General features: G+C 68.1%; 2 protein-coding genes and 1 pseudogene. 1 reads left to right on the forward strand and 2 read right to left on the reverse strand.

The window, feature by feature from the left end:
* Together WA702_RS07205 and WA702_RS07210 are read right to left on the reverse strand one after the other, a co-directional pair.
* A pseudogene (locus WA702_RS07205) lies at window positions 1–249 on the reverse strand (hypothetical protein); the annotation flags it as partial.
* Window positions 250–296: 47 nt separating this feature from the next.
* Window positions 297–1070 (reverse strand): uroporphyrinogen-III synthase, encoded by a 774-nt coding sequence (locus WA702_RS07210; protein WP_425109839.1) that lies wholly within the window; start codon window positions 1068–1070, stop codon window positions 297–299.
* A 132-nt stretch (window positions 1071–1202) separates the two neighbouring features.
* On the opposite strand from WA702_RS07210, the gene tsaD reads away from it, so the two are divergent.
* Window positions 1203–2130: tRNA (adenosine(37)-N6)-threonylcarbamoyltransferase complex transferase subunit TsaD (gene tsaD, locus WA702_RS07215; RefSeq protein ID WP_425109840.1), on the forward strand; the 928-nt coding region annotated here is incomplete at its 3' end.

Consider the following 2130-nt stretch of genomic DNA (forward strand, 5'->3'; position numbering starts at 1 on the left):
GGCCTCGACATGCGGCGGCCCGTCGGCGGACGCGGCCGAAGCGGCGGCGATCTGCTCCGCGTGAGGCTCGACCTCCGGCGCAACCTGCGGCTGGGACTCGTCGGAAATATCCGATGCGCTCTCGGCCACCGATTCGGGCGCGGGATGGGTTTCGCTCGATGTCGCTTCGAGATCGATGGTCGGCGGCGGGCGCCTGGACCGGCCGGCATCGGGAGCCTGTCCTGCAGTCTCGGACATGTCATCGACCATGGCGGGAGTTCCCATGCTGAACATTGAGTGGGCAGGTCTTACGCCATTCAGGATCGCAACGCACGAGCGAGCCCTTTCAATAATTCATTTTCATCTGGCCTGGCGGCCACGCTGACCTGGGCCGCGCCGGCCTCGCGCAGCACATCGGCGACCGCAGCCGAGATGCAGCATTGCGGCACGGCCAGCGCCGAGATTTCGACACCGCCGCTCTGCGCCGCCGCCACAAAGGCCGCGGCGCTGCGGCGGGAATAGTGCAGCACCGCTTCGATGCCGTTGGCGGCAAAGGCATTGCAGACCTCCGCTGGCAGCGCCGCCACCTGCGCCATGCGATAGACGGTCTGCGTCACCACATGCAGGCCACGCGCGGCAAGCTCACCGGCAAGGTCGCGCGAGATCTCTTCACCGGCAAGATAAAGCAGCGTATCGCGCTTGCGGAAGCTCCGCTGCTTGACACCGCCGGCGACCAGTTCGCGCAAATCAGCCGCATCGCCATCGGCCGAGATCACTTTCGCGAAACCAGCCTCGCGCGCCACCGCCGCGGTCTGCGCGCCCACCACGAACAGCGGCAGCCGCTTCAGCGGCGAATTGTCCAGCTGCGGCGCCACTGCGCGCAGCGCATTGGCCGAGGTGACGATCAGCGCGCCGATCTCGCGCCCGGTCCCATCGTCAGGTTCGACGCCGGTGTCCTGGCCGAGATCGGCCGGCAGCGGAACCGGCTCGAAGCGCAGCATCGGCGCCAGCAGCACCTGGAAGCCCAGCGCGCGCAGGAGGTCCGCGGTCCGGTCACTGTCGGGAGACGGGCGGGTCACCAGCACGGCCATGTGCTATAGATCCAGCAGCCGCGCGGCGGGCGGGTCGCAACTGACTGATGATTGCACCTGGCGACCTCGTGGTGTTAGCGGTCTCACATAATAACCGAAGGGTTGAGATTGGGTAACGATTCACGACAGCTGGTGCTGGGTATCGAGACCACCTGCGACGAGACCGCCGCGGCGGTGGTCGCGCGCGAGGCCGATGGTTCCGGCCATATCCTTTCCAACATCGTGCGCTCGCAGATCGCGGAACACGCGGCCTATGGCGGCGTGGTGCCGGAGATCGCGGCGCGCGCCCACGTCGAAATGCTCGATTCGCTGATCGATGCTGCCATGCGCGAGGCCGGTGTCGATTATGCCGCGCTCGCCGGTGTCGCGGCCGCGGCCGGTCCCGGCCTGATCGGCGGCGTCATCGTCGGGCTGACCACGGCGAAGGCGATCGCCCTGGTGCACGATACGCCGCTGATCGCGGTCAACCATCTGGAGGCGCATGCGCTGACGCCGCGCCTCACCGATGGACTCGCCTTTCCCTATTGCCTGTTTCTGGCCTCCGGCGGCCATACCCAGATCGTCGCGGTCGTCGGCGTCGGCGACTATATCCGGCTCGGCACCACGGTCGACGACGCCATGGGCGAGGCCTTCGACAAGGTGGCGAAAATGCTCGGCCTGCCCTATCCCGGCGGGCCGCAGGTCGAGCAGGCGGCGAGGCACGGCGACGCCGCGCGCTTCGCCTTCCCGCGCCCGATGCTGGGACGTGCGGATGCGAACTTCTCGCTCTCCGGGCTGAAGACCGCCGTGCGCAACGAGGCGAGCAAGATCGAATCGATCACGCCTGATGACATCAACGATCTCTGCGCCGGCTTCCAGGCCGCGGTGCTGGACTCGACCGCCGATCGCCTCGGCGTCGGCCTGAAATTGTTCAAGGAACGGTTCGGCGCCCCGACCGCTCTGGTCGCCGCCGGCGGCGTCGCCGCCAACCAGGCGATTCGCGGAGCGCTGGACAATGTCGCGACCGCGGCCGGCACCAGCCTCGTGATGCCGCCGCCCGCGCTGTGCACCGATAATGGCG

This window comes from Bradyrhizobium sp. (assembly GCF_049798375.1).
GTDB lineage: Bacteria > Pseudomonadota > Alphaproteobacteria > Rhizobiales > Xanthobacteraceae > Bradyrhizobium.

Coding starts and splice junctions, on each gene's coding strand:
- WA702_RS07210 (WP_425109839.1), bottom strand. CDS start 1,070: ATGGCCGTGCTGGTGACCCGCCCGTCTCCCGACAGTGACCGGACCGCG.